The sequence below is a fragment of the Nocardia sp. CNY236 genome, assembly GCF_000482385.1.
GTDB lineage: Bacteria > Actinomycetota > Actinomycetes > Mycobacteriales > Mycobacteriaceae > Nocardia.
Genome location: NZ_AXVD01000014.1, coordinates 168,678 through 188,613, shown reverse-complemented (window position 1 = coordinate 188,613; position 19,936 = coordinate 168,678). Strand labels below are relative to the sequence as shown.

Here is a 19,936-nt window from a genome sequence, read left to right as displayed (position 1 = left end):
CGCAGCAAGTGCACGATGATCGACGCCGCGAACAGCAACGCCGCCCAGTGATGCACCTGACGCACGAACAGCCCGCCACGCACCTCGAAGGAAATGTTCAACGTCGTCTCGTACGCCCGTGACATCGTCACGCCACGCAACGGTTGGTATGCCCCGTCGTAGACGACCTCACTCATCGACGGATCGAAGAACAACGTCAGATACACACCCGACAACAACAAGATCACAAAGCTGTACAACGCGATCTCGCCCAGCAGGAACGACCAATGCGTCGGAAACACCTTGTTGATCGACCGCTTCACGAACGCAGCGGCACGATACCGCTCATCCGCCTCGTTGAGTTGAACTGCGACTGAAGGACTCATGAGCGGCGCTCCCAGAAGGCCGGGCCGAGCGGTTCGATGAAGTCACCGTTGGCGACCAGAAAGCCCTCGGCATTGACGGTGATCGGCAGCTGGGGCAACGCCCGAGCGGCAGGACCGAAGACGGGCCGGCCCCACTCGGTCGCCGAGAACTGCGACTGATGGCACGGGCACAGGATCCGGTTGGTCTGTTGTTCGAACAGCGAGGTGGGGCAACCGAGATGGGTGCAGATCTTCGAATACGCGAAGTAGTCGCCGTAGTTGAAGCTTTCCTGGCCCCTGCGCATGACCGCGTTCTGTGCGTCCTCGGTGCGCAGCCGGATCAACATGACGGAATTGCGGATACCGCGCAAGGACTTGAACGTGGCATGCTCGTCCCCGCGCCAGCTCTCCTTCCAGGGAAAGACGGTCTCCATCGCGCCGGCATCCAGATCCTCCGGACGCACCAACACGACATCCTGAGGGCGGCCGGTGTCACGACGGAGGTAGATCGTTTCGCCCGGGTAGTCCGGCGTCCAGCCCGAGACCCACAGTGGCGACTTGTCGCCCTTGGCCCACGGATTCTTGATCAAACCACCCGCGAACACCAACAACGATCCGATGCCGAGCACGCCGACGCCGGCGCCCGCGGTGCGCGTGATCATCTTGCGGCGACCGAGGGTCGAGGTCTCCACAGCGTCCTGCAGCTGCGCAGTCAGCGTCCGGCGCTCGATCTCCGGGGAGGGACCGTCGTGGCGCTGCTGAATGGACAGCTCGGCAGGGATGAACAGCTTGCGGATCAACACCACCGCAACGCCGATGACCAATACGGCGATACCGAAGGTCAGACCGATCAGTGGAGTGAACAGCGAGTAGAGTCCGTGGCCCTCCTCGTTCTTGCCCTTGAACTCCCACGGCCAGAACAAGAACACCCCGACCAGCGCCGCCGCAGCGATGCCGGACACCGCGAACCAGAACGTCACCGCACGCTCGGCGCGCTTCTCCGCGCGGGTACCCGCAACCGGGTGCCGTTCCCGACGGTAGGCGACATCGACGTCGTCGCGTGCGGTGCCGAGCGCCACCAACTCCTCGCGCGACATCGCATCGAGTTGCGCCTCGGTCGGCTCCGCAGTGGTGGCACTGGCCACCCGCTCGTCCGACGGCTGCGTGTGGCCTTCATCGGGCCGACCCATGTCGTCTCGCTCCTTATCGCTCATGACCTCGATCCAATCCACATGGCGGCGCCGACCACGAGCGTGATGCCGACCACCCAAATGGCCAGGCCCTCGGTCGCGGGGCCGAACCCACCGAGATCCCAGCCACCCGGGCTGCGCTCCTCGCTCGCGTTCTTGACGTAGGCGATGATGTCGCGCTTCTCCTCCGGGCTCAGCTGGCGATCGGAGAACTTCGGCATGTTCTGCGGACCGGTGAGCATTGCCGCGTAGAGCTGCTGCTCATTGGCCGGTTCCAGCGGTGGGGCGAATTTACCCGACGACAGCGCACCTCCGCGCCCGGTGAAGTTGTGGCAGGACGCGCAGTTCATACGGAACAATTCGGATCCACGAGCGATGTCCGAACCACGCAACGACTCCTGGGCGATCTCACCGTCGGCGTCGCGAATCACAGTCGGTCCGCCGCCATTGGATGCCACGTAGGCGCCCAGCGCGTCCGTCTGATGCGCGTCGAATTTCGGTGGCTTGCGCGTCGCCTGGGCCTCGTTACGAGTCATCGGCATACGCCCGGACGAGACCTGGAAATAGACGGCGGATTCGCCGACGCCGATCAGACTGGGGCCTCGATCGGTCACACCTTGCAAGTTTGCGCCATGACAAGTGATACAGGAGGTCTCGTAGAGTTGCCGACCCTCGCGGATCAGCGCGGACTGATCCTCGCCCGCGGTCGCGCGCTGCGGGTTCGGCGTCAGCGCCGATGCCAGAAAGCCCGCCCCGACCAGGGCCACCAGCAGTGCGAGCCCGCCTGCGATACGACGGCGGACGCGGCGCTGCCTACGCGTCTTGCTGGCCTGGCCGTTGCCTCGATTTCCGGGCTCTGGCGCTGATGGGGGAGATGAACTCATCTGTGTCCCTTTGGAGTAGACGGAACCGACTTGTGCAAAAGATCTTGGGTCTCACCGCAGCCGCTGAACAGCACGGCGAGGACACTCAGCGAACGAAGTAGATCGTGGCGAACAGTCCGATCCACACGATGTCGACGAAGTGCCAGTAGTAGGAGACGACGATCGCCGCGGTGGCCTGAGCGGGAGTGAACTTGCTGAGCTTGGTGCGGACCAGCAGCAGGACGAACGCGATCAGACCGCCGATCACGTGCAGACCGTGGAAGCCGGTGGTGATGTAGAACACCGAGCCGTAGGAGCTACTGGAGGTCGTCGTCCCCTCCTGCACCAGGCTGTAGTACTCGTAGCCCTGGCCGAGGACGAAGAACGTACCCATCAGCAGAGTGATGAGGTACCAGCGACGCAGGCCGAATACATCGCCCTTCTCGGCGGCGAACACGCCCATCTGGCAGGTGAACGACGAAGCGATCAATACGGTGGTGACCGGCACGGCAAGCTTCAGGTTCAGCTCGGTCGGTTCCGGCGGCCACTGGCCGTCCGCCTGTGCACGCGCCACGAAGTACATCGCGAACAGGCCGGCAAAGAACATCAGCTCACTGGACAGCCAGATGATGGTACCGACGCTGACCATGTTGGGCCGGTTCAGCGAATGCACACGCTGAGTAATGGCCGATCCTGGGGTCCCTACTGCGGTCGTCACGGGGTAAGTATGACTCGCCGTAGTACGACAGCAGTACTCGGGTGCGCAACTCGTTCCTTCGCGTCGGAACATACGAGTCCGGATGAGGCCACCGACCGGGTTCGGGTACGCCTCGCAGGAATGGTGCGCAACCCCGCAGGAATGGTGCGCAGCCACACCGGTGGCGCACGCACCGCCAGCATGACAGGTGAAGGTAAGGAGATGCTGAGATGGCAACGACCAGGGCAGCGCGGTTGTGGCAGCGGTTGGTGCGGCGCAGGCCGGCGGCGCTGCAGCTGGATCGGACGGACCTCGAGGTGGTCGCTTCCAGTTTCGACGACACCGAGAGCTGCTCCGCCGCATTGGCGCGCGCGACCGGTCTGTCCGCACAGGCACCCGCGGTGCTCCGGCATCACTTGCGCATCCCGGCCCCGCACGTCGAGTCGGTCTGCGCGATCGCCGCACAAGAAGGATATGCGCGTGCGCCGGCCGGCGCGGCCAGTGGCGACGCGCTCGAACCGGTCGTCCTGCAGCGTGTCCAACAGCTGGATGCGCTGCACTGCGCGCAAGAGCGCGCGCGCATGGCCGGTCTGGCGCAGCGTCACGACGGTCACGCCGAAGGCTGGGATGCACTGCAACCGAAGCGCACCCCGATGTGACCGGCCGCGGACCGAGCATTCGCCCACCACGGCCTAGGCTGCCTGGGACGAACTGGTCGGCGAACCAGTGTGATGGGAGTGAAGGAATGAGCGTGCGCAGCTGGCCCGAGGTACTGGCAGTTCTTGCCGACGGCGGCGACTTGGCGGCGGACGATACGGCGTGGGCGATGGACGAGATCATGTCCGACAACGCCACCACCGCGCAGATCGCTGCCTTCGGTCTGGCCATGAAGATCAAAGGCCCGACCCGTGCCGAGCTGATCGGCTTGGCCACCGGCATGCTCGAGCACGCACGCCGGGTTCGGATCGACGGCGACGCCGTCGACATCGTGGGTACCGGTGGCGATCGCTCCGGCTCGGTGAACATCTCGACAATGTCCTCGATCGTGGTGGCCGCCGCGGGCGCGCCGGTCGTCAAACATGGAAACCGGGCCCAATCGTCCAAGAGCGGCGGAGCCGACGTGCTCGAGGAGTTGGGTGTGCGGCTCACGCTCGGCCCGGAGGCCGTGGCGCGCTGCGTGCGTGAAGCGGGTATCGGATTCTGCTTCGCGGCCGTGTTCCACCCCGCCTTGCGCTATGCGGGCGCGGCTCGTCGCGAAATCGGCGTTCCCACCGTGTTCAATGTGCTGGGACCATTGACCAATCCCGCTCAGCCACGCGCGGGATTGGTGGGGTGCGCCTTCGGCGATCTGCTCCCGGTGCTCGCGGAGGTGTTCGCCGAGCGCGGCGTGAGCGCGCTGGTGGTGCGAGGCAACGATGGGCTGGACGAGATCACCACCACCGACACCACCGACGCGTGGGTCGTCTCCGGGGGACGGATGCGACGGACGACGATCGATCCCACCCGCATCGGGATTCCGCGGGCAGATCCGGACGCACTGGTCGGCGGCGACGCCGCGGTCAATGCGACCGTAGCCCGTGAGGTGTTCGCCGGCGGCGGCGGTGCGGCGCGTGACGCGGTCGTGTTGAACTCGGCAGCCGCACTGGTGGCCTACGACTGGTCCCGTGGCCACGGCGATCCCGATGCCGACCTCCATGGAGCGCTCGCCGCCACCATGGCCCGCGCGGCGGATGCGATCGATACCGGCAAGGCGGCGGCGTTGCTGGAGCACTGGGCCCAACTCACTCACCGGCTGGGCAGCGACTGACCGACACCGGGGTTGTGCGCCAGCGACCCACCGCTACTCACCCAGGGCGAAACCTGCCTCCACCTCGGCACGCGAATACGCCTTGAAGGCGATGTGGGTGATGGTGCGCACGACGCCGGGAGTCTTGTCGATTCGATCGGTCACCACCTCGGCGATCTGCTGATGGTCGCGCACGCGCACGATGGCGATCAGATCCACGTCTCCGGCACAGGAGTAGACCTCGGCGACGCCTTCGGTATCGGCGACCGATTGTGCGGTCTCGGGGATACGGCCGTTGTCGGCATGGATCAGCACGATCGCGGTAATCATGGCGCTCAGCCTAGGCGGTAGAGCTGGACCCGCCCGAATGTCCGGGCATGGCCGCAGCCTCGGCCCGCCGCGCCCAGTCCAGCCAACGCGCCGCACCGTACATCGGCTCTCGATACCCTTCGCTGGACGACACGAGCCGAACGCCTGGGCGTGCCAGCCAGCGGGCGATCAGCGCGACCTCGTCCGGAGAGGCACCGCGCAGCGGCGGACCGCCCGGGTCCGAGTTCCATACCTGGTTCTGTTCGGGCAACACGGGATGGCCGCGGGTCGATTCGATTGTGGACGCGTGCGCCGCAGGTCGGCTGGGAAGCACCGTCTCGGCTGCGGTAGCGAGCTGCTCGACAACCGGCATCGGGGGTGTTCCACGCGGCGCGACGGCCGCACCGGCGAGCCGGCCGTACCGAACGATCGCGATCTCCCAGCCACCCTGGCCATCGGGATGTGCGGCGATCAACTCGGCGATTCGGGCCACCGCAACGAGCCGCTGGGAGCGATACAGTGCGCGCACCACACGGATCAGCCGATCACGCAGACGGGCCGCCGCCTCGAAATGGTGCGTGTGCGCGTAGCTTTCGACCCGATCGAGCATGGCCTGCAGCGGCGCGTCCGAATCTCCGGCGAACAGCGAACGAACGAGCGCGGGTCGGGAGGAGTATCTCTGCGGATGCAGGGCCCGACTGCCGGAGGCGGCCGGACACCCGCCGACGATCGCGGGCGGGCAGTCGTGGACTCCACGCCGAGGCAACCGAGTGGTGCAGGTGCGCAATCCGGCGCTTTCGGCGATGATTGCGCCCAGCTCGGCAGCTTCGTGGCGGGCGGTGAACGGCCCCAGCGCGTCTCGGGAGGGATCGCGCACTATCGACAACCGAGGGAAGGGCTCCTCGGTCAGAGTGAGCCACCACCCACGCTTCGGGAATTTCGACCGCCGGTTGTACGGCGGGGCGTGCGCCACCAATAGTCGCAGTTCTCGCACCCCGGCCTCGAGCGCGTGCGCACACCCGATGTGGTCTACGCCGATCGCCAGCGCGACCATTTCCTTCATCCGCCCCCTGGTCTCCGAGCCGGTGAAGTAGTTTCGGACCCGGCGGCGCAGGTTCACCGCCGTACCGACGTAGAGAACTTCGCCAGCCGGACCACGGAAGAGGTACACCCCGGGGGTCGCCGGGAGGTCGGCTGCAAGGGAGCGCTTGGAGCGCTGCTGGGGCGAGATGTCGGGCAGGTAGTCGAGAAGCTCGGTGAGGCTGTGCACGCCCTGGTTGCCGACCCTGCCGATCAGCGCATGTAGGACGTCGACGGTTGCCCGGGCGTCCGGTAGCGCGCGGTGGGTCGGTGGAGCTGCCGCACCCAGGATGCGGGCCAGCGAGCTCAATCGCAGTGACGGCGCCTCGTCGCGGCTCAACACTCGCCGGGACAGCTTCAGGGTGCACAGCACGGGTGGCGCAGGCCAGTCGACCGCGCATCGTTGCGCGGCGGCTCGCAGAAACGCGGTGTCGAATCGGGCGTTGTGTGCAACGAGCACCGCACCTGCGGCGAATTCGAGGAATCCGGGCAGCACTGCCTCGATCCGTGGTGCGGCATACACCATCTCGGTGGTGATCCCGGTGACCCGGACGACGGGCGGCGGCAGCGTGCGCCCTGGGTCGATCAACGTCGCGAACTCGCCGAGCACCTCGCCACCGCGCACTTTCACTGCGCCGATCTCGGTGATGGCGTCGACGCCGGGGCTGGTACCCGTGGTTTCCAGATCCACGACGACAAACGTCGTGTCGTACAAGGGGGTGTCGAGTTCGTCGAAAGCCAGCTGCCGAGGGGCAACCGTCTGGGGTGCGGGTTCGGACACATCCGGCAGCGTAGAGCCATGATCCGACACCTACCGTGCGGTCCATACACCATGAATTCGCGAATTACACGATCGAAATTCGGGCGTGATATACAGAAAATGATCTAGAAATAGCATATTGAGATGCAGGTCACATCATTGGATGATTTGCATCAATCACCGAGAACGGGCCGGGGCCGGCCACGAATGACCGCCGGGCGTGTCGAGGCGCAGCAACCGCTGGACGCCCAGCCGGGCGACCTCATGGGAGTCTCCCGTCGACGAACGTCTGCGACCTGCTGATATTACCGAAATGCATAGGTCGGGAAGCCGGCCGGGAGCCCCTGCCCACATCGCGGCGCAGCATCGCGTCCCGCCACCCCATGTCACCGCCGTTATCTTTTTGTTATTGGTGGGAGAAAACTCACATGGTGCTCTTGTGATTTTTTCGATCCGGAGACCTCGCACGTTTCTGGTGTTTACAAACGACCGTGATGTTTTCGTAGCCTTTTCGAGACCTCACGGAGTCGTCCGCCACCAGGTGCGGCACAGACGAAGTCCGCGGCATCACCGGATGCGGCGTCGTGAGGCAGATTGGGAGTACCGCATCATGACGACCAACGCCGTCAAACGCCATGCGCGGCGCGCTGTCGCCGCCGGGGCCGTCGGCGCGGCCACCATCGGCGCATTCCTGCTGCCCGCCGCCCCGGCGTCGGCCCAACCGGTGACCATCCCGGGCGTGGGCACGTTCGAGATTCCCGACGGGATCCAACTTCCCCACCCACTACCGGGGCTCGAGCTGCCGGGTCCGGCTCCACTGCCGTTCACTCCCCCGAAAAAGTCGGTCGGCGAGCTCGCCCTCGACGCCGCGATGAGCAAAGTCGGTTCGCCGTACGTCTACGGCGCAGCCGGCCCCAACTCCTTCGACTGCTCCGGACTGGTGCAGTGGTCCTACCGGCAGGCCGGTCGAGAACTGCCGAGAACCAGCGGCGCGCAGCTCGCCTCCGGCACCCCGGTGTCGCTGGGTGCACTCCGAGTAGGCGATGTGATCTCGTTCTACGGCGGCAGCCACTCCGGTCTCTACGCCGGCGACGGCAATGTGGTCCACGCGGCCACGCCGGGCACACTCGTGCACGTGGCGCCGATCTCTTCCATGCCGGTCGCCGGAGCCCGCCGCTTCTGAACGCTCTACTGGACAGTGCGCCCTACTGGACAGTGCGCTATACCGTTCCGTAACCTGACCGAGACCTTTCACCGAGCAGCTCGGTGTCGCGCCTTGCGCACCTTCGGCTTCTGCATACCGCCACGTCGGCTGCACGAAAGATCGTTTCACGAGAGGACGGGCACTGCGGGTCGTGGCTGAACATCACCGGAAACACCGAGCGAGGCGCCTGGCCAGTGCCACTCTGGTATCGGTAGTCATGGCTGCGGGCCTGTGCGGCGGCGGTTCGGCAGGTGCCGACCCCGCCGCGCTACCCGGTTCGGCGACCGAGGCCGTGCAACGGATGATCGAACTGTCCCGCGAATCCGAGCAGCTCAATCAGCAGGCGCTCGACGTTGCGGCCGAATTCGACACCAAGCTCGCCGAGCAGCGCATCGCCGAGGCCGACCTGGCCGCCCGCACCGACGTAGCCAACCGCGCTCGCGACGAAGTGCGTCGATACCAGCCGGTCATCGATCGCACCGCAATCGCCGCCTACCAGGGTGCGCGGACCAGTCGACTGGCCGCCGTACTGGTCAGCGACTCACCGCAACAACTTCTCGACCAGATGTCGGCTTTGGACGTGATCACCGCACAGACCTCAGCCCAACTCGATCGCTACGAGCAGGCCACCGAATCTGCCGCGGCAGCCGAATCCACCGCCCGCGCCGCCGCCGAGACCGCCCACCAGGCTGCTCGACAAGCCGAGGCGACGCACAGTGACCTGATCCGCAAGCGCAGCGAACTCGGTGATGCCATTGCCAAGGTGATACAGGCATGGAACGCGCTGCCCGCTGTCGACAAATCGAGCTTCGCCGGCTCACCGTTTCCTGCCGGCTTCGACCGCGACACCTTGCTGGAGGGACTGGTCCCTGGCAGCGGCACCAGCGCGTTGGCCGCCGGACTCACCCGTGTCGGCGACCCGTACGTCTGGGGCGCCACCGGCCCGAGCCAGTTCGATTGCTCGGGCCTGGTCCAGTGGGCATTCGCGCAAGTCGGCAAGAAAGTGCCACGCACCAGCTCACAACAAGCCCGGCACGGGGTACCCGTCGCCCGGAGCGATCTACAACCCGGCGATGTCGTCTTCTTCTACCCCGATATCACGCATGTCGGTATCTATGCAGGCAACGGGCTCATGTTGCACGCCTCTACCTTTGGCGTCCCCGTTGCGGTCGCGCCCATGGGCTCGACCCCGTTCCACTCGGCTCGGCGATACTAGACATCCCAGGCGAGTCGACCACCGACACCGCAGGACACATCACATGATCGAGCAACCGAGGCCACGTCACATCTGTGCGAACCGAGAGGGACGATGACCGATACCTCGACGCGGCCCCGCCGCCGACTCGAGTTCTGCCTCACCGTCACGGTGGTCGTGGCGTTGACCGGTCTGGGTATCGCCTCGCTCGTGCTGCCGAACACGACGCTGCCGCAACTGCGGGTCGGTCCGGCCAGCACGACCGACTCCATCGGCGAGGCGGAGGCCGTCGATCCCCGGCTGGCCGAGATACAGCGCATCGTCGAACCATTCGGACCGATCATCGCCCGCCACGTGCCGACCGGCGATGGCCGACGATCGTTGATCGTCGGCCATCCGAGCCAGGAGATGGCGATCGACACCCTGGAACGTGAAGTAGCCGCCGCCACCGAGGCCGTGACCGCAGTATGGGGCCCGGATTGGGCGCAGTCGGCACTGGTGGTCGTGGCGTCGTCGCCGTCGGAATTCGCCGGTCTGCTACGCGCAACCTCTCTCGTACCGGCCGAGGTCGCCGCGGCCTCGGTCGCCGACCCGATCTCCCCCGGCCACCGACCCACCGGTCAGCGCGTGGTCTTCAGCTCCGAGGCCGCCCGACGCCTCACCCCCGAGGAGCTGGCGGGCTTGCTGCGGCACGAACTCACCCACATCGCCGCCCGAAGCCGCACAGTGATCGATGCACCGCGCTGGATGCTCGAGGGCTTCGCCGACTATGTCGCCCACCACGGTCGAGGCCACCGCTTCAGCGATATCGTGCCCACCCTGGTCGCCCGCGCCCGCGCCGGCGACCTCCCGCACGCGCTGCCCACCGACGCCGAATTCGCCGGCCCCGACGCGGCGCTCGGATACGAGACGGCCTGGTCCGTCTGCGCCTTCGTGGCCGAGAAATACGACCTACCCCATCTGGTCCAGCTCTACGTGCGGATCGCCTCCGCCGAGCAGGACCCCACCAGCGAAGACCACGTCCTACGCGAGGTCCTCGGTACCACCCGTTCCGGCTTCCTCGCCGACTGGCATGCCTGGCTCGCTGCCCGGGCCGGTTGAGCGCCCAGTATTTTGTTGCCCATGGCCCGAACTTTGCTGGTTACCAATGATTTCCCGCCGCGGCCGGGCGGTATCCAGTCGTATCTGCACGCATTGGCCAGTCGGCTCCCGCCCGACGACCTGGTGGTCTATGCGCCACGCTGGCGGGGCGACAGCCATCTGACGTTCGATGCCGAACAGAAGTTTCAGGTGGTACGGCACCCGACCACGCTGATGCTGCCGACACCGTTGGTCCTGCGCCGCGCCGCACGCCTGCTGCGCAGCGAGAAGTGCGACACCGTGTGGTTCGGCGCCTCGGCGCCGCTGGGGCTGATGGCGAACGCGCTGCGGCGCGCCGGCGCCGAGCGCATCCTGGCCAGCACCCACGGCCACGAGGTCGGTTGGTCGATGGTGCCCGGCGCCCGACGGACGCTGCGGATCATCGGCGAGCACACCGATGTGGTCACCTACGTCAGCCGCTACACCCGCCGCCGCGTCGCCTCCGCGTTCGGGCCGAACGCGGCGTTGGAATATCTGCCATCGGGGGTGGACACGGACCGGTTCCGTCCGGACCCGGCGGCGCGGGCGGAGTTGCGGGCACGCTACGGCCTCGGCGACCGTCCGACGATCTTGTGCTTGTCCCGCTTGGTCCCGCGCAAGGGGCAGGACGCCTTGATTCTCGCGATGCGCGAGATCCGCAGACAGGTCGACGGCGCGGTCTTGGTCATCGCGGGGGGCGGCCCTGCCGAAGAGATGCTGCGCAGTTTGGCCATGGCCGCAGGCGTCGGCGACGACGTCGTGTTCACCGGCCGGGTTCGGTCCGACGAACTGGCCGCACACCACACACTCGCGGATGTCTTCGCGATGCCATGCCGTACTCGGGGTGCCGGCCTGGATGTCGAAGGCCTGGGCATCGTGTATCTGGAAGCCTCCGCATCCGGGGTTCCAGTGGTGGCGGGCAATTCCGGCGGCGCGCCCGAAACCGTCATCGAGGGCGAGACGGGTCGGGTCGTGGACGGCCGCTCCACACCGCAGATTGCCGATGTGTTGGTGCAGATGCTGTCCGATCGGGATGCGGCCGTGCGGATGGGCGCTGCGGGGCGCGCATTCGTCGAGCAGCAGTGGCGCTGGGACCACCTGGCCACGCGGCTGCGGCAGTTGCTGGGGTGATCCACGTCGTATCTACTACGCTCAGCGGGGTGAGCAGTATCCAGGTCGCAGATCAGACCTTCGTCGCGGTGCCGGGAACAGCGGTCGCCGACCTGCTGGCGCGACCGGACCAGTGGCGCCGGTGGTGGCCGGACCTGACCCTGCGGGTGCGGGAAGATCGGGGCGAAAAGGGTATCCGCTGGTCGGTGACCGGCGCATTGGACGGCACCATGGAGGTGTGGTTGGAACCCTCGCTCGACGGGGTGATCCTGCACTACTTCTTACACGCCGAACCGGTGCCCGCGCTGCCCACGCGCAAGCTCGCCGCGGCCAACCGAGCGCGCCGGGTCGCGGGCAAGGACATGTCCTTCGAACTGAAGTCCCGACTGGAAGCGCATCGGCCGGCCGGTGTCGCGCCCACGCATCGGGTTTGACAGCCTGCACGCACGCTGAAAGGAATCGCTGTCCGCATGGCCGACAGGACCCAGAGGTCGATCGTCATCCAGGCCCCGGCACACCAGGTGATGGCCGTCATCGCCGACCTGGAGTCCTATCCCGAATGGGTATCGGCGGCGAAGACGGTGGAGGTGCTGGAGCGCGACAGTGACGGCTTGGCCAAAACCGCCCGGTTCGTCCTGGACGCCGGCGTGGTCAAGGACACCTACGTGCTGACCTACGCATGGCGAGCCGACCGAAAAGCGGTCAGCTGGTCACTGCTGCGCGGTGAAATACAGAAAGCCCAGAACGGTACCTACGAGCTGCTCGAGGTACCCGGCGGCACCGAGGTGCTCTACACGCTGACCGTCGATTTGAACATTCCGATGATCGGCATGTTCAAACGCAAGGCCGAAAAAGTGATCACCGATACTGCGCTGAAGGAACTGAAGAAACGGGTCGAAGGCTGACCGCGCGCACGACCCGAGTCGAGCTGTTCATCGGCAAGGGTGGGGTCGGCAAGACCACGCTCGCGTGCGCCACCGCCCTCTCCGAAGCCAGCTCCGGCCGGCGTGTACTGGTCGCCTCGCTCGATCAGGCGCATTCTCTGGGTGACGCGCTCGGCGTGCACTTCCCGCACGATGCCGGCACCGTCACCGCCGTCACCACGGTCCTGCCGGGACTGGACGTGATCGAAGTGGACTCACTCGCGTTGCTCGAAGATCGCTTCCGCGACCTCGTCCGGATGATCTCACTGGGACGCGGACACACCCACGGTATCGACATCACCGCTATGGACCCAGCGGAGTTGACCGGACTGCCGGGCGTGCAAGAACTGCTGATGCTGGTGGAGATCACCCAGTTCGCCGCGGAGGACGACTGGGACCTGATCGTGGTCGACTGCCCACCCTCGGCGGATATGCTGCGCATCGTCACCGCGCCGGACACCCTGCTGGGCTACCTCGAGCGTATCTGGCCTCCGGCGGCCCGGGCGCTGGCCAGCGACCTACGGCATGCGGTGCTCGCGGCCACGGTCGAGCGAATCGTGCAGGCCGTCACCGAGGTTCGTGATCTGCTGACCGACCATCGGCGGACCGCAGCACGACTGGTCACCGTCGCCGAGCAGGTCGCGGTCGCCGAATCCGAACGAGTACGGTCGGCCACGGCGTTGTTGGGCCTGCGTTTGGAGGCCATCGTGGTGAACAAGATCCTGCCGGCCCTCCATCCGCCCGGCGCCCCGACGGACACCGCGCCCAGCGCCCCGACGGACACCGCGCCCAGCGCCCCGACGGACACCGCGCCCAGCGCCCCGACGGACACCGCGCCCAGCGCCCCGACGGATACCGAACATCCCGCGATCCGCTGGTATTCGGACCGGCGCCGAGAACAGCACGGGGTGCTTGCCGAGTTGCGTCACAGAATGCCCGACATCGCAGTAGTGGTCGCGCCGCATGCCGGCCCGGAACCGATCGGACCGCAATTGCTGGCCGCGTTGTCCCAGGCGGTGGACTCGGCAGCACGCGGCACCGACGCGCAGCCTATGCTGAGCGGGAATCAGGCGGAGGTCGATGCGAACTCCGGCGCACCGGTGGTTCATCGAGAATCCGACATCGGAGCGCAGCCGGTGTACGCGCTGCGGATGCACCTGCCCGTGGCCGACGCCGCCACGCTGCGTCTCGGCCGAGTGGAGGACGATTTGATCGTGGGAGCGGACGGAATCCGGCGTCGGGTTCGCTTGGCGCCGGTGTTGCGGCAGTGCACGGTCGACAGCGCCGAACTCGACGATGGTTACCTGGTCGTCCGGTTCCGGTCCGATGCACACCCGTGGCCCCACGCGTCCGAAAGCCGCCGATATGACGACTGATCCGCGCCGGACCGGCGGCGAGACCGGTCGCGACGAAGTCGGCGGCGATGGCGCGCCGGACGATATCGCCGAATTCGTGACAGAACTGAAGCTGCTGGCCGAAGCGGTGCTGGAACGAGTGGAACCGGTGTTGCGCCAGGCTGCCGACGGGCAGGTCGAATGGTCCAGTTGCAACTGGTGTCCGGTGTGCGCGGCCGCGGCACTCGTGCGTGGCGAACACCACGAGGTGCTGTCCGCGGTCGCCGACCACGGAACCGCGATCGTCACCGTGCTGCGTGAGGCGCTGGCCGGTTCACCGGTCGAACCGGTGATGCCGACCGAGACCGACCCGGACTCCGGCGCGTCACATCGACACAGCGGCCCCGCGCAGGCGCAGGAGCCCCAGTCGGCCCGATACGTCGACATTCCCGTGACGATCAAGGTGTGATCCGCGCATGACCGGGGACCGACCCCTGACCGTCGGAATAGACATCGGCGGCACCACCATTCGCGCCGCAGCGATCGATGACGGTGGTGAGGTCCTGGACACCGTCCAGGCGCCGACCCCACAGTCGGCGCGCGCTCTGGAGGATGCCTTGGAGGTGGCGGTGCGGGATCTGGGTCGTCGACATCCGGTCTCCGCCGTCGGCTTGGCGGTCGCTGGATTCATCGACAGCCACCGCTCGACGGTGCGGTTCGCCCCGCACCTGCCCTGGCACGACGCCCCGGTCACACAGCTACTGTCCGACCGCCTCGAACTGCCGGTGATCTTGGAACACGACGCGAATGCTGCGATGTGGGCCGAGTATCGGTTCGGCGCCGCCGCCGGCGGACACAACGCAGTACTCATCACGATCGGCACCGGCATCGGCTCCGCCCTGCTGAGCGATGGTCGCCTGTTCCGAGGATCCCACGGCGTCGCGCCGGAACTCGGCCACCTGCAGGTGGTTCCGGAGGGTCGGGCCTGCCCCTGCGGCAAAAACGGGTGCTGGGAACGCTACTGCAGCGGGACGGCGCTGGCCGACACGGCGATCGAGATGCTGGCCACCCAACCGTTGCGCTCGGCGCTGGCCCGAGACGTCGCGCGCGACCCGGGGTCGCTGACCGGCCGCCGCGTCGCAGGCGCCGCACGTGATGGCGATCCGCTCGCCGAACGGGTGATGTCGGAGTTCGCGCGGTGGCTGGGGCTGGGCCTCGCGATCGTCAGCGACATCTTCGATCCGGACCTCGTGGTGATCGCAGGCGGGGTGAGCAGTTCGGCGCCGCTGTTCTTGGACGAGGCGCGTGATACCTACGCCCGGACGATCACCGGCGCCGGACACCGTCCGCTGGCGCGCATCCGTACCACCCAGCTCGGTGAGGCAGCGGGCATGATCGGCGCCGCCGACTTGGCCAAGACGGCTCTGTCCAACCAGTCGCAATCCAACCAGTCGCAATCCACCCACTCACAATCCACCCAGTCGCAATCCACTCACTCACAGTCCACCCACTCGCGCGCAGCCGAGCCGGTGGCGCCGAGGAGCCCCTGAGGCGACTCGGCCACGGCTGTGCCGCGACACGCCGAACGGCCTCGTCGGTCGCCGTCGACGCCGACGTGCGGCGAGATTTCGTCGTCGCAATTGGATGTGATCTCCCACCAGCGGTAAAGTCGGCAATCGACGCAGGTGCCCGCAACTATCCCAGGCCCGGGGGAAGGACGTTCATGTTCTATTGGCTACTGAAGTTCGTGTTGCTGGGACCGTTCATTCACCTGTACAACCGCCCCACGGTCGAGGGTGTCGAGAACATTCCAGCGGACGGACCGGCCATCATGGCGGGTAATCATCTGTCCATCGCCGACTGGTTGTTCACGCCATTGTTCAGTCCGCGGCGGATCAATTACCTGGCCAAGGCCGAGTATTTCACCACCCCGGGTATCAAGGGTCGCTTGCAGAAATTCTTCTTCAGCGCCACTGGCCAGTATCCGATCGACCGCAGCGGCGCCGACGCCGCCGAGGACGCGCTCGAGGCGGCGCGCACACTGCTCGACCGTGGGCGTTTGGTCGGACTCTATCCAGAAGGCACCCGTTCCCCCGACGGACGGCTGTACAAGGGCAAGACCGGGTTGGCCCGCCTCGCCCTGGAGACCGGCGTCCCGGTGATTCCCGTCGCCGTGATCGGCACCGACGAAGTCAGCCCGCCCGGTCGGTTTCGCTGGCGCCACCGGAAGGTGACTGTCAAGTTCGGCGAACCCATCGACTTCTCTCGCTACGAGGGCATGGGCGGAAATCGCTTCGTCGAGCGCTCGGTCACCGACGAGGTCATGTACGAACTCATGCAGCTCAGCGGCCAGGAGTACGTCGATGTCTATGCAGCCAGCCTGAAGAACGGTTCGGCGAACGGTGATCGCCGCGCGCCTCTGCGCATTCCCGACACCGCGGCGGGCTGACCACACCCACACTGTTGCGGCGCACAGCACTGCGACCCGCCTGCTGTTGGCCACCCGGACCCGACCAGTTCACGCCGTGTTGAGAAATCTACGTCAGGCTCATGAGCCATGACCCCCTCGCACTCAGGAGTTTCTCGGCGCGCCGTGCTACGCGCCTCCGCCGTCGGTCTTGTGGCCGCACCCGTATCGGTCGCCTGCTCGTCCAACAGTGCCGGTGGTCCGGGCCTGGTCCGGTCCCGCCCCGTCCTCACCCATGGCGTCGCGGTGGGTGATCCCCGGACCGATGGCGCCCTGATCTGGGCGCGCGCCGATCGGCCGGCGACACTGATCGTCGAGACCGCCGCCACCGAATCGTTCACCGATGCCAGGCGTTTCACCGGTCCGTTGCTCACCCCGGAATACGACGGTACCGGCCGAGTGCGCGTCAACGGTCTACCTGCCGGAGCGCAGGTGCACTACCGGGTGACTCTGCTCGGTGAGGACGGCGCGTCCTCCGAACCGATCGGTGGCGTCTTTCGCACCGCACCCGCCACCGCGGCGGATATCACGCTGCAGTGGTCCGGGGATGTCGCCGGGCAGGGCTTCGGGATCAATCCCGATGTCGGCGGGATGCGGATCTTCTCCACCATGGCCGCACGCGACCCGCACTTGTTCCTGCATTCCGGCGACTCCATCTACGCCGACGGGCCGCTGAAGGAATCGGTGGACCTGCCGGACGGACGGATATGGCGCAACGAAGTCAGCGAGGCCAAAAGCGTTGTTGCACAGACATTGGACCAGTTCCGCGGCAACTACGCCTACAACCTGACCGACGAGAACTACCTGCGGTTCAACCGCTCGGTCGCGCAAGTGGTGCAGTGGGACGACCACGAGACGGTGAACAACTGGTATTCGGGCGGCATGGTCGCCGAGTCCAAGGGCTATACCGAACGCCGCATGGACACGCTCGCGACACGGTCCTGGCGAGCCTTCCACGAATGGATGCCCCTGGAGCCCAGCGAGGCAGTGGACGGCCGCCTGCATCGCGCAATCGCATACGGACCTCTGCTCGATGTCTTCGTGCTGGACATGCGTACGAACAAGGACGCCAACAACGCCAACGACGCCCCCGACGGCCGCGTCTTGGGCCCGGCACAAACGGCCTGGCTGATCGACGGCCTGCGGGCGTCGCGGGCCACCTGGAAGATCATTGCCAACAGTATGCCGCTGGGCCTCGTCGTCCCGGACGGGGAGCAGAAGCACACCTCGGCCTACGAAGGGCCCGCCAACGGCGACCCCGGCGCGCCGTCCGGTCGGGAAAACGAGATCGCCCGGGTGCTGTCGTCGATCAAGGCGAACCGAATTGCCAATGTGGTGTGGCTCACCGCGGATGTGCACTACACCGCGGCGCACCACTACTCGCCAGAGCGTGCGGCGTTCACCGATTTCGACGAGTTCTGGGAGTTCGTCTCCGGTCCCCTGAACGCGGGTGGCTTCGGCCCGAACGATCTGGATGCCACCTTCGGCCCGGAAGCGGTATTCGTCCACGCTCCGCCGGTGAAGAACAGCTCGCCACTGGACGGATTCCAACATTTCGGCGAGGTACGCATCGACGGCGCATCCGGCGAATTGACCGTGGACCTGTGCGATGCCAGCGGATCCGTGCTGTTCAGCAAGCGCCTCGCACCCGCGCCGACGTAACCGTCGAATTCGAGCGCGCGGCGCAGGCCCGGCTGTGGTTAGCTTCGTGCCATGAGCACGCCGCACACCGTCTTCAACACCCCGGAATACGTCCCACGCGACACCGCCGATGTCGTTCGTACAGTGAGGGATTCACGCGGGCGAGCAGAAAATTTGAAAGTGCACGGCGGCGAACCGGTCGACGAAGGCCTCGCCGTACCGGCGCAGCCGGCAGTGGTGTCACTGCGCCGAATGAACCACGTGCTGGACATCAATCTCGGCCGCCGCACGGTTCGGGTACAAGCGGGCGCCAAACTCGCCGACATCGATCGCACGCTCGGTGCGCATGGGCTCGGTCTGCCCATCGTCGGTGATCACCGCGATATCACCGCAGGCGGCTTCGCCTCGGTGGGCGGGGTCAGCACGGCGTCGCACAAACACGGCTTGTTCATCGACCACGTCGTCGACCTGGAGTACGTGGATGTCGACGGACGCATCGGGACCTGCGGGCGCTCACACCACGCCGAGCGCTTCCATCGCATCCTGGGCGCCGGCGGACGCGCGGGCATCATCACCGCACTGACCCTCGACACGATCGAGGTCGACAAGGACCATACCTGGCTGACCACCGCAGCCCACCGGTTCCTGGAATTCGACCTGTTCGTCGATCACGCACATGCCGAGATCGCCCGGCCGGGCAGCGCGGAGCTCCAGGTCGGTCGGTGGGTCGACACCGCGCCGCTGAAAGTCGCCCGGCCGGTCGGTACCGGTCACGTTCAGCTGGGCACCGTGCGTTTCGGCCAATGGTCGAGCCTGTCTCCCAGTTCGCCCACCCGATCGTTACGTGCCCGCCGCGAGGTGGGGTCGCGCGCGCGCAAGTCACTGGGCGCCATCGCCTCTGCCGCGGGAGGCAAAGCCGGCACCCCGGTGCGCAATGCGGCCGCCGGCGCGGTGTTGTTCACACCGAAAGTGCAGACGCTGCGTGACGCCGAATACTTGGCCGATACGGCCCTGAGCTCCTCCGAGCGTGGCCCGGCCTACCGGATGGGTGTTTTCGCGCCGTTGTCGAGCTACACGTCGGTGTTCCACCGCCTGCACGATCTGTTCGCCGGGCACCGGGAACGGACGGGCTGTTTCACCGTCATCACCGCGATGACCTACGGCGTACGATCGCGCTACCTGCAGGCCGAATCTGCTGCGCGTGGGCTACCTGCCGAAGATCACGGGCTGATCACGTTCACCTGTCGGCTGCGCCCCACGGCATTGCCCTCGGAATTGCTGCGCGACATCGTTTCCGGAGTCGAGGAGATCTGCCGCTCGGAGAACGCGCTGCGCTACACCGCCGAATAGCTCGCCGGCGCACCTCGGAGAGGCGTTCGGTCACCCGACGCCTCTCCTGCCGCTACCTCGCACACCTGGGACAGACGAGCGCCCCGCCGGATTCGGCGAGGCGCTCGAGAACTGCGGTACGAACCCTGTACGGTCAGTGCTTCTCCGGGCCGAGATGATACTCGAACACCAGACCGGAGGCGGCGACCAGCACGAGCACCACGCCGACCCCGATCAACCAGAACTGGAAGAACGCCGCACCGAGTGCGGCCACCGAAGCCGCGCCGGCCAGGCAGATGGGCCAGATGCTTCCGGGCGAGAAGAAGCCCAGGTCACCCGCACCATCGACGATCTCGGCATCCGCATAGTCCTCGGGACGCAAGTCGAGTCGACGCGCGACGAAACGGAAGTAGGTGCCGATGATCAGCGACAAGCCCGCGGTGAGGACCAACGCTGTGATACCTGCCCATTCGACGCCGGTGCGCGACTGTGCGGTGAAGTAGCCGTACACGATCGAAATAACGATGAAGAACAGCGTGAGCAGTTCGAAAATCCGCGCTTCGACCTTCATGTCAGATCATGTCC

Annotated in this window: 20 protein-coding genes and 1 pseudogene; 14 read left to right on the top strand and 7 right to left on the bottom strand. The window is 66.6% G+C overall.

What is annotated here, in order from left to right:
• The 4 genes and pseudogenes from K940_RS0110195 to K940_RS0110180 all read right to left on the bottom strand — a co-directional run.
• Positions 1 to 365: pseudogene (locus K940_RS0110195) on the bottom strand (cytochrome b); the annotation flags it as partial.
• The gene (locus K940_RS0110190) at positions 362 to 1,558 is read right to left on the bottom strand and encodes a ubiquinol-cytochrome c reductase iron-sulfur subunit (RefSeq protein WP_255342584.1); all 1,197 of its coding nucleotides are present in this window, start codon (positions 1,556 to 1,558) and stop codon (positions 362 to 364) included. The gene K940_RS0110190 and the pseudogene K940_RS0110195, both read right to left, overlap by 4 nt.
• A complete protein-coding gene (locus K940_RS0110185; RefSeq protein WP_081706265.1) occupies positions 1,555 to 2,418 on the bottom strand; it encodes a c-type cytochrome in 864 nt (287 codons plus the stop codon). Before K940_RS0110185 ends, K940_RS0110190 begins: the two co-directional genes overlap by 4 nt.
• An 85-nt stretch (positions 2,419 to 2,503) precedes the next feature.
• Positions 2,504 to 3,115, bottom strand: coding sequence for a heme-copper oxidase subunit III (locus K940_RS0110180; protein WP_028477447.1), 612 nt, complete (start codon positions 3,113 to 3,115; stop codon positions 2,504 to 2,506).
• A gap of 209 nt (positions 3,116 to 3,324) precedes the next feature.
• Here K940_RS0110180 and K940_RS0110175 point away from each other — a divergent pair, with 209 nt between their 5' ends.
• On the top strand, positions 3,325 to 3,753 hold the full coding sequence (locus tag K940_RS0110175; protein ID WP_028477446.1) for a hypothetical protein: 429 nt from the start codon (positions 3,325 to 3,327) through the stop codon (positions 3,751 to 3,753).
• An 86-nt stretch (positions 3,754 to 3,839) separates the two neighbouring features.
• Positions 3,840 to 4,901, top strand: coding sequence for an anthranilate phosphoribosyltransferase (trpD, locus tag K940_RS0110170; protein WP_028477445.1), 1,062 nt, complete (start codon positions 3,840 to 3,842; stop codon positions 4,899 to 4,901).
• Positions 4,902 to 4,934: 33 nt separating this feature from the next.
• Here the strand turns inward: trpD and K940_RS0110165 are convergent, their stop codons facing one another.
• The gene (locus tag K940_RS0110165) at positions 4,935 to 5,210 is read right to left on the bottom strand and encodes an Lrp/AsnC family transcriptional regulator (protein ID WP_028477444.1); all 276 of its coding nucleotides are present in this window, start codon (positions 5,208 to 5,210) and stop codon (positions 4,935 to 4,937) included.
• A 10-nt stretch (positions 5,211 to 5,220) separates the two neighbouring features.
• Positions 5,221 to 7,050 carry a DEDD exonuclease domain-containing protein gene (locus K940_RS0110160; RefSeq protein WP_051407060.1) on the bottom strand — a complete coding sequence of 610 codons (1,830 nt, stop codon included), beginning with the start codon at positions 7,048 to 7,050 and terminating at the stop codon, positions 5,221 to 5,223.
• Between the two features lie 589 nt (positions 7,051 to 7,639).
• On the opposite strand from K940_RS0110160, the gene K940_RS0110155 reads away from it, so the two are divergent.
• The 12 genes from K940_RS0110155 to K940_RS0110100 all read left to right on the top strand — a co-directional run bounded on the left by K940_RS0110155 (position 7,640) and on the right by K940_RS0110100 (position 19,372).
• Positions 7,640 to 8,212, top strand: a complete 573-nt coding sequence (locus tag K940_RS0110155; RefSeq protein ID WP_028477442.1) for a C40 family peptidase — start codon at positions 7,640 to 7,642, stop codon at positions 8,210 to 8,212.
• A gap of 238 nt (positions 8,213 to 8,450) precedes the next feature.
• The gene (locus K940_RS0110150; protein ID WP_081706264.1) at positions 8,451 to 9,449 is read left to right on the top strand and encodes an NlpC/P60 family protein; all 999 of its coding nucleotides are present in this window, start codon (positions 8,451 to 8,453) and stop codon (positions 9,447 to 9,449) included.
• Positions 9,450 to 9,542: 93 nt separating this feature from the next.
• Positions 9,543 to 10,529 (top strand): hypothetical protein, encoded by a 987-nt coding sequence (locus K940_RS0110145; RefSeq protein WP_028477440.1) that lies wholly within the window; start codon positions 9,543 to 9,545, stop codon positions 10,527 to 10,529.
• Positions 10,530 to 10,550: 21 nt separating this feature from the next.
• On the top strand, positions 10,551 to 11,678 hold the full coding sequence (locus tag K940_RS0110140) for a glycosyltransferase family 4 protein (RefSeq protein ID WP_028477439.1): 1,128 nt from the start codon (positions 10,551 to 10,553) through the stop codon (positions 11,676 to 11,678).
• 29 nt (positions 11,679 to 11,707) lie between these two features.
• Complete coding sequence (locus K940_RS0110135) at positions 11,708 to 12,091, top strand: hypothetical protein (RefSeq protein WP_028477438.1); 384 nt, start codon at positions 11,708 to 11,710, stop codon at positions 12,089 to 12,091.
• Between the two features lie 36 nt (positions 12,092 to 12,127).
• Entirely contained in the window at positions 12,128 to 12,562 is a 435-nt protein-coding gene (locus K940_RS0110130; protein WP_028477437.1) for an SRPBCC family protein, read from the top strand.
• A complete protein-coding gene (locus tag K940_RS34020; protein WP_369797492.1) occupies positions 12,559 to 13,956 on the top strand; it encodes a TRC40/GET3/ArsA family transport-energizing ATPase in 1,398 nt (465 codons plus the stop codon). The genes K940_RS0110130 and K940_RS34020 overlap by 4 nt, the downstream gene beginning before the upstream one ends.
• Positions 13,946 to 14,383: a hypothetical protein gene (locus K940_RS0110120; protein ID WP_051407059.1), complete on the top strand. Its 438-nt coding sequence runs from the start codon at positions 13,946 to 13,948 to the stop codon at positions 14,381 to 14,383. The genes K940_RS34020 and K940_RS0110120 overlap by 11 nt, the downstream gene beginning before the upstream one ends.
• A gap of 7 nt (positions 14,384 to 14,390) precedes the next feature.
• Complete coding sequence (locus tag K940_RS27745; RefSeq protein ID WP_081706263.1) at positions 14,391 to 15,464, top strand: ROK family protein; 1,074 nt, start codon at positions 14,391 to 14,393, stop codon at positions 15,462 to 15,464.
• Positions 15,465 to 15,637: 173 nt separating this feature from the next.
• On the top strand, positions 15,638 to 16,363 hold the full coding sequence (locus K940_RS0110110) for a 1-acyl-sn-glycerol-3-phosphate acyltransferase (protein ID WP_028477434.1): 726 nt from the start codon (positions 15,638 to 15,640) through the stop codon (positions 16,361 to 16,363).
• Between the two features lie 108 nt (positions 16,364 to 16,471).
• Complete coding sequence (locus K940_RS0110105) at positions 16,472 to 18,043, top strand: alkaline phosphatase (protein ID WP_036528117.1); 1,572 nt, start codon at positions 16,472 to 16,474, stop codon at positions 18,041 to 18,043.
• Positions 18,044 to 18,094: 51 nt separating this feature from the next.
• A complete protein-coding gene (locus K940_RS0110100; RefSeq protein ID WP_028477432.1) occupies positions 18,095 to 19,372 on the top strand; it encodes an FAD-binding oxidoreductase in 1,278 nt (425 codons plus the stop codon).
• 133 nt (positions 19,373 to 19,505) lie between these two features.
• Here the strand turns inward: K940_RS0110100 and K940_RS0110095 are convergent, their stop codons facing one another.
• A complete protein-coding gene (locus tag K940_RS0110095) occupies positions 19,506 to 19,922 on the bottom strand; it encodes a cytochrome c oxidase subunit 4 (RefSeq protein ID WP_028477431.1) in 417 nt (138 codons plus the stop codon).
• Between the last annotated feature and the right edge of the window lie 14 nt (positions 19,923 to 19,936).